Origin of the sequence: Citrobacter sp. CK194 (assembly GCF_030333395.1) — a bacterium.
GTDB classification, from domain to species: Bacteria; Pseudomonadota; Gammaproteobacteria; order Enterobacterales; family Enterobacteriaceae; genus Citrobacter_B; species Citrobacter_B koseri.
In genome coordinates, this window is the sequence record NZ_JAOWGA010000019.1 from 1,311,789 (window position 1) to 1,319,340 (window position 7,552).

Annotated in this window: 6 protein-coding genes; 5 read left to right on the forward strand and 1 reads right to left on the reverse strand. The window is 54.0% G+C overall.

Annotated features, from left to right (window positions below):
- Nucleotides 1-27: 27 nt before the first annotated feature.
- Nucleotides 28-588: a spermidine N1-acetyltransferase gene (gene speG, locus OGX80_RS22310; protein ID WP_286471497.1), complete on the forward strand. Its 561-nt coding sequence runs from the start codon at nt 28-30 to the stop codon at nt 586-588.
- Between the two features lie 4 nt (nt 589-592).
- Here speG and OGX80_RS22315 read toward each other — a convergent pair whose 3' ends face one another.
- Nucleotides 593-1,327 (reverse strand): YnfC family lipoprotein, encoded by a 735-nt coding sequence (locus tag OGX80_RS22315; RefSeq protein ID WP_024130347.1) that lies wholly within the window; start codon nt 1,325-1,327, stop codon nt 593-595.
- Nucleotides 1,328-1,430: 103 nt separating this feature from the next.
- On the opposite strand from OGX80_RS22315, the gene OGX80_RS22320 reads away from it, so the two are divergent.
- From OGX80_RS22320 to OGX80_RS22335, 4 genes are all read left to right on the forward strand, one after another.
- Nucleotides 1,431-1,739, forward strand: coding sequence for a DUF1161 domain-containing protein (locus OGX80_RS22320; protein WP_012132453.1), 309 nt, complete (start codon nt 1,431-1,433; stop codon nt 1,737-1,739).
- 171 nt (nt 1,740-1,910) lie between these two features.
- Nucleotides 1,911-4,349 (forward strand): selenate/tellurate reductase subunit YnfE, encoded by a 2,439-nt coding sequence (gene ynfE, locus OGX80_RS22325; protein ID WP_115181660.1) that lies wholly within the window; start codon nt 1,911-1,913, stop codon nt 4,347-4,349.
- A gap of 143 nt (nt 4,350-4,492) precedes the next feature.
- The gene (ynfF, locus tag OGX80_RS22330; protein ID WP_115181661.1) at nt 4,493-6,928 is read left to right on the forward strand and encodes a selenate/tellurate reductase subunit YnfF; all 2,436 of its coding nucleotides are present in this window, start codon (nt 4,493-4,495) and stop codon (nt 6,926-6,928) included.
- Between the two features lie 10 nt (nt 6,929-6,938).
- On the forward strand, nt 6,939-7,552 hold a 614-nt coding region (locus tag OGX80_RS22335; RefSeq protein ID WP_012132456.1), incomplete at its 3' end, for a dimethylsulfoxide reductase iron-sulfur subunit DmsB.

Here is a 7,552-nt window from a genome sequence, read left to right on the forward strand (position 1 = left end):
TTGAGCGACAGACGGTAAGGACACAAAATGACCCACGCCAACAGTGTTAAGTTGCGCCCGCTGGAGCGCGAAGATTTACGATTCGTCCACCAGCTTGATAACAACGCCAGCGTAATGCGTTACTGGTTTGAAGAGCCGTACGAAGCGTTTGTCGAGCTGTCTGACCTGTATGATAAGCACATTCATGACCAGAGCGAACGGCGCTTTGTCGTGGAGTGCAACGGCGAAAAAGCCGGTCTGGTCGAACTGGTAGAAATTAATCACGTTCACCGCCGGGCTGAGTTTCAAATCATCATCTCGCCGGAATACCAGGGAAAAGGGCTGGCTTCGCGCGCAGCGAAGCTGGCGATGGACTACGGATTCACCGTACTCAACCTTTATAAGCTGTATCTGATCGTTGATAAAGAAAACGAAAAAGCCATTCACATTTACCGTAAGTTAGGTTTTATGGTTGAAGGTGAACTGATTCATGAGTTCTTTATCAATGGCCAATACCGCAACACCATTCGTATGTGCATTTTCCAGCAGCAATATCTGGACGATCACAAAACGCCAGGCTTAAGCCTGCTGAAGCCTACCGCACAGTAAGCCGCTACCCGGCTGTGTCAGACGCAGCCGGGTAATAATCAATCGTATTTTTAATGGTATAGCTCCGCGCAACGGCGGGTTCGACGCTTTCATCAACGATCACAAGCTGGCAGTTGATCGGATTGGCGTAATTATCATATTCACACGTCTGCTTCACATTGCCTAACGGGCGATCGTTCAGCAGGCTGACCGCCGTATAGTCGAGCTTTTTAAGCGGGTCCGCCGACGGTTTTGCATCAATAGATAACGTTTTGTCTTTACTGATGGTGGTCTTACCCAACGGATACCCTTCCGCATCATAGCGGTACTGTACCTTCGTCTCTCTTCCCGTTGCGGAAACAACAAAACCGTTATCGTCCGTATCCCAGACCACGCCTGCCGAGGGCAACTCCGCCAACTGGCATTTCCCCTGCAAGCGCACTCTTTTCTCCATCGTCTCGGCATCGCGGTAGTAGTTTGCATCCAGTACCAACGCCAGCCCGGTATTGTTTTCCAGATCGTGCAGTTCCAGCGTATCAAAGCAGCCTTCCTGCGAAAGCGTTCCGCTGATGCGCTTCGTCACTTCCCCTTTGTCGTTCATCAACGTCTGGCTGAAATCTTTAACCGGGCCGCGCAACGGATCAAAATCGAACTCATTGGAAAAGCTGGCCATTTCCGGGGTAAAGGAGACCAGAACAGTGGCGTTATCACATCCAACAAGCAGCACACACAGAAAGCTCACCAGGGTCTGTTTCTTCACGTTATTCACCAGGATAAGGAGATGATTCTCAATCATATTAGCAAATACAGTTGTTTACACTAGAAATGCTAAGCTTTCATTATCGTGTTCATAAAAGGAGTGAATGATGAAAATCTCAGCAGGAATTGCAGCGTGTCTGCTCATCGTCGCCTCCCCGCAGGTACTGGCGGCGCCGGAGTCATGTGAAAGAGTCAAAAGCGACATCGAACAGCGCATCATTAACAATGGTGTGGCGGAGTCCAGTTTTACGTTAACTATTGTTCCTAATGACCAGGCGGATCAGCCCGATTCCCAGGTCGTAGGCCACTGTGCAAACGATACCCATAAAATTTTGTATACCCGCACCAGCAGCGGAAATGCTCCTGCCAGTACCAGTCCTTCTCAGGACGGGCATGCTGTCGAACCTCAATAACAGATAAGAGCCTGATATACCAGGCTCTTACTCCCTCTTAGAAAGATTCCCTCAATTTTGACATGGATTAATAACCCCTACCTATAAGGGGTTAAAATCACTCTTTCATTAGTATCCTATTAATTTCGTTATAAACATAATTATATAACGATAACTATAATGGAGTGAATTATGTCCGATGTTGAACAACAGGGAGGCATCAGCCGCAGGACGTTAGTGAAATCCACCGCGATAGGATCGCTGGCGCTCGCTGCCGGAGGGCTCTCTTTGCCTTTCGGGATGCGTACCGCTGCGGCTGCCGTGCAGCAGGCAATCCAGCCCGCTAAAGACAAAGTGGTCTGGGGAGCATGTTCGGTCAACTGTGGTAGCCGCTGCGCCCTGCGTCTCCACGTCAAAGATGATGAAGTCTGGTGGGTGGAAACCGACAACACCGGCGAAGATGTCTATGGCAATCACCAGGTGCGCGCCTGCCTGCGCGGACGTTCAATCCGTCGGCGAATTAACCATCCTGATCGCCTCAACTACCCGATGAAACGCACAGGCAAACGCGGCGAAGGAAAATTTGAGCGCATCAGTTGGGAAGACGCGCTGGATACCATCAGCAACAGCCTGAAAAACACGGTCGATAAATACGGTAACGAGGCGGTGTACATTAACTACACCTCCGGTATCGTCGGCGGCAACATCACCCGCTCCTCGCCTTATGCCTCTCTGGTGGCCCGCCTGATGAACTGTTACGGCGGTTTTCTTAGCCACTATGGCACCTACAGCACCGCGCAAATCGCGGCGGCCATGCCCTACACCTATGGTTCGAACGAGGGTAACAGCACCTCCGATATCGAGAACACCAAACTGGTGGTGATGTTCGGTAATAACCCGGCAGAAACCCGTATGAGCGGCGGCGGAATTACCTGGTTCCTGGAACAGGCCAGGGAACGTTCAAATGCGCGCATGATCGTTATCGATCCACGCTATACCGATACCGCGGCAGGACGTGAAGACGAATGGATACCTATTCGTCCCGGCACAGATGCCGCGCTGGTCGCCGGACTGGCCTGGGTGCTCATCACCGAAGATCTTGTCGACCAGCCTTTCCTCGACAACTACTGCGTGGGTTACGACGAAAAAACGCTACCGGCCGATGCGCCAGCGAATGGTCACTATAAAGCCTATATTCTGGGCCAGGGCGAAGACGGCACGGCCAAAACGCCTGAGTGGGCGTCACGCATTACCGGTATTCCGGCGGATCGCATCATTAAGCTCGCCAGAGAGATTGGCGCCGCTAAACCGGCCTGTATTTGTCAGGGATGGGGCCCGCAGCGTCAGGCGAACGGTGAACTCACCGCACGCGCGATTGCGATGCTGCCGATTCTGACGGGCAATGTCGGTATTCACGGCGGGAACAGCGGCGCGCGCGAATCCACCTACACCATCACCATTGAGCGCATGCCGTTACCGGAAAACCCGGTAAAAACGCAGATCTCCGTGTTTACCTGGACGGACGCCATTGCCCGCGGCCCGGAAATGACCGCCCTGCGCGACGGCGTGCGCGGTAAAGAAAAGCTGGATGTACCGATCAAGTTCATCTGGAATTACGCGGGCAATACCATCACCAACCAGCATTCGGATATCAATAAAACACACGCGATCCTGCAAGACGAATCGAAGTGCGAAATGATCGTGGTCATCGACAACTTTATGACCTCTTCCGCGAAATACGCCGATATTCTGTTGCCGGACCTGATGACGGTCGAACAGGAAGACATCATTCCTAACGACTACGCGGGCAATATGGGTTATTTAATCTTCATCCAGCCCGCGACCGCCCCTAAATTCGAGCGTAAGCCCATTTACTGGATAATGAGCGAAGTCGCGAAGCGGCTGGGCCCGGACGTGCACCAGAGGTTTACCGAGGGGCGAACCCAGGAACAGTGGCTGCAATATCTGTACGCCAAAATGCTGGCTAAAGACCCGGAGTTACCGGGCTATGACGAGCTGAAAAAAATGGGGATCTACAAGCGTAAAGATCCCAACGGCCATTTCGTGGCCTATAAAAAATTCCGTGAAGACCCACAGGCAAACCCGCTGAAAACGCCGTCCGGCAAGATAGAAATTTACTCCAGCCGCCTGGCTAAAATCGCCCAAACCTGGGAGCTGGAAAAAGACGACGTCATCAGCCCGCTTCCCATTTATGCCTCAACGTTCGAAGGATGGGACGATCCTAAGCGTAGCGTATTCCCACTGCAACTCTTTGGTTTTCATTATAAATCACGCACGCACTCCTCTTACGGCAACATTGATGTTCTCAAATCCGCCTGCCGTCAGGAAGTCTGGATTAACCCCGTGGATGCGCAAAAACGCGGTATCGCCAACGGGGATATGGTGCGGGTATTTAACGATCGCGGCGAAGTCCGCATTCCGGCGAAAGTTACGCCACGCATTCTCCCCGGCGTGAGCGCGATGGGCCAGGGCGCCTGGCACGATGCCGATATGTCAGGCGATCGCATCGATCATGGCGCTTGCGTGAATACGTTAACGACGCAGCGCCCCTCTCCGCTGGCGAAAGGAAATCCGCAGCACACCAATCTGGTCGAAATCGAGAAAGTGTAACCCCCATCCCCTGAAACGATTACAGGCGTTTCGGGGGATGTGTTCGCACGTCCATCGGTCATGTGAACAAACCAACGTCCTGTAAAAACAAATTTTATAAATCGCGTTTCTTTTTTTTTAATCAATAAGCAAAGTGAGTAACTATGAAAATCACCACGCCTGAGGCGCTCATGACGGCCACTATCAGCCGTCGTAGTCTGGTGAAAACATCCGCCATTAGTGGTCTCGCGCTCGCCAGTAGCGCCTTCACGCTTCCTTTCTCCCGAATCGCCCGCGCCGCTGACGGCCTTTCGCCTGCGCCAGTGGAAGAAAAAGCGGTCTGGAGTTCCTGTACCGTCAACTGCGGGAGTCGCTGTCTGCTACGGCTGCATGTGAAAGATGATGCGGTGTACTGGGTCGAGTCCGACACCACCGGCGATGACGTCTACGGCAATCATCAGGTGCGGGCCTGCCTGCGCGGACGCTCGATCCGTCGCCGTATGAATCACCCGGATCGCCTTAAATACCCGATGAAACGCGTCGGTAAACGCGGCGAAGGCAAATTTGAACGTATCAGCTGGGATGAAGCGCTGGATACCATTGGCGACAACCTGAAGCGTATTCTGAAAGATTACGGCAACGAAGCCGTACATGTGCTGTATGGCACCGGCGTGGATGGCGGGAACATCACGAACTCCAACGTGCCTTATCGTCTGATGAACTCATGCGGCGGTTATCTCAGCCGTTACGGCAGCTACAGTACCGCACAAATCAGCGCCGCAATGAGTTATATGTTCGGCACGAATGACGGCAACAGCCCGGATGACATCGCCAACAGTAAACTGGTGGTAATGTTCGGCAACAACCCGGCAGAAACGCGCATGAGCGGCGGCGGCGTGACCTACTATGTGGAACAGGCTCGCGAACGTTCCAACGCCAGAATGATCGTCATCGATCCGCGTTATAACGATACGGCGGCGGGTCGCGAAGATGAATGGCTCCCTATTCGTCCCGGTACTGATGCCGCGCTGGCGGCGGGGATCGCCTGGGTGCTCATCACCGAAAATCTGATCGACAAGCCTTTCCTCGATAAATACTGCGTCGGTTACGACGAAACGACCTTACCCGCCAGCGCGCCGCGTGATGCGCACTATAAAGCCTATATTCTGGGCGATGGCCCGGACAGTATTGCCAAAACACCGGAATGGGCCGCACATATCACCAGTATCCCGGCGGAAAAAATCATCCAGCTGGCACGGGAAATCGGCTCGGCAAAACCGGCGTATATCTGTCAGGGCTGGGGGCCGCAGCGTCACTCCAATGGCGAACAGACTGCGCGCGCGATCGCCATGCTCTCTATCCTGACCGGCAACGTCGGGATCAACGGCGGCAACTCCGGCGTGCGTGAAGGCACCTGGGACCTCGGCGTAGAGTGGTTTTCTATGCTGGATAACCCGGTAAAAACGCAGATCTCCGTTTTTACCTGGACAGACGCCATCGATCATGGCGCGGAAATGACCGCCACACGCGACGGCGTGCGCGGTAAAGATAAACTTGATGTCCCGATCAAATTTATGTGGTGCTACGCCAGCAATACGCTGATTAACCAGCATGGCAACATCGCCCACACCCATGACGTATTACAGGACGACAGCAAGTGCGAAATGATCGTCGGGATTGAGCACTTCATGACGGCGTCCGCAAAATACTGCGACATTCTGCTGCCGGACCTGATGCCAACGGAACAGGAAGATCTTATTTCGCACGAATCCGCAGGCAACATGGGTTATGTCATCCTGGGGCAACCGGCCACCTCACCAAAATTTGAAAGAAAGCCGATCTACTGGACGCTGAGCGAAATCGCCAGACGCCTCGGCCCGGATGTCTACCAGACATTTACGGAAGGCCGTACCCAGCACGAGTGGGTGAAATACCTGCATGCCAAAACCAAAGCGCGTAACCCGGAAATGCCGGACTACGAAGAGATGAAAACCACCGGCATCTTCAAGAAAAAATGCCCGGAGGAACACTATGTCGCCTTCCGCGCATTCCGCGAAGATCCTGCCTCCAGTCCGCTGAAAACGCCATCAGGGAAGATTGAAATCTACTCCGAGCGGCTGGCGACCATCGCCGACACCTGGGAGCTGGAAAACGATGAGATCGTTCATCCGCTGCCCGCCTATGCGCCAGGGTTTGATGGCTGGGACGATCCCATCCGAATAACCTATCCGCTGCAATTGACCGGCTTCCACTATAAAGCCCGCACCCACTCCAGCTACGGCAATATTGACGTGTTGCAGCAAGCGTGCCCGCAAGAGATCTGGATTAACCCCATTGACGCGAAAGCGCGCAACATCCAACAGGGTGACACGGTGCGCGTATTTAACAATAACGGGCAGATGCTGATCCCGGCAAAAGTCACGCCGCGCATTTTGCCGGGCGTTACCGCCATCGGGCAAGGTGCCTGGCTCAAGGCGGATATGTTTGGCGACCAGGTCGATCACGGCGGTTCCATCAACATTCTGACATCACATCGTCCTTCTCCGCTGGCGAAGGGGAACCCGTCTCACAGCAATCTCGTTCAGGTTGAGAAGGTATAAGGAGTAACCGATGACAACCCAATATGGATTTTTTATTGACTCCAGTCGTTGCACCGGTTGCAAAACCTGCGAACTGGCCTGCAAAGACTACAAAGATTTAACCCCGGACGTCAGCTTCCGCCGCATCTATGAATATGCGGGCGGCGACTGGCAGGAGGATAACGGCGTCTGGCACCAGAACGTCTTTGCCTACTATCTCTCCATCTCCTGCAACCACTGCGAAGACCCGGCCTGCACGAAAGTGTGCCCGAGCGGCGCGATGCACAAACGCGAGGACGGTTTTGTGGTGGTGGATGAGGATGTCTGCATCGGCTGTCGCTACTGCCATATGGCCTGCCCGTACGGTGCGCCGCAGTACAACGCCGCCAAAGGCCACATGACCAAATGCGACGGTTGTCATGACCGCGTTGCCGACGGCAAAAAACCGATCTGCGTCGAGTCCTGCCCGCTGCGCGCGCTGGACTTTGGCCCGATAGAAGAACTGCGGAAGAAACATGGCACGCTGGCGGCCGTTGCGCCGCTGCCGGGCGCGCACTTCACCAGACCGAACATTGTGATTAAACCCAACGCCAACAGCCGCCCGACCGGGGATACCACGGGTTATCTGGCAAATCCGAAGGAGGT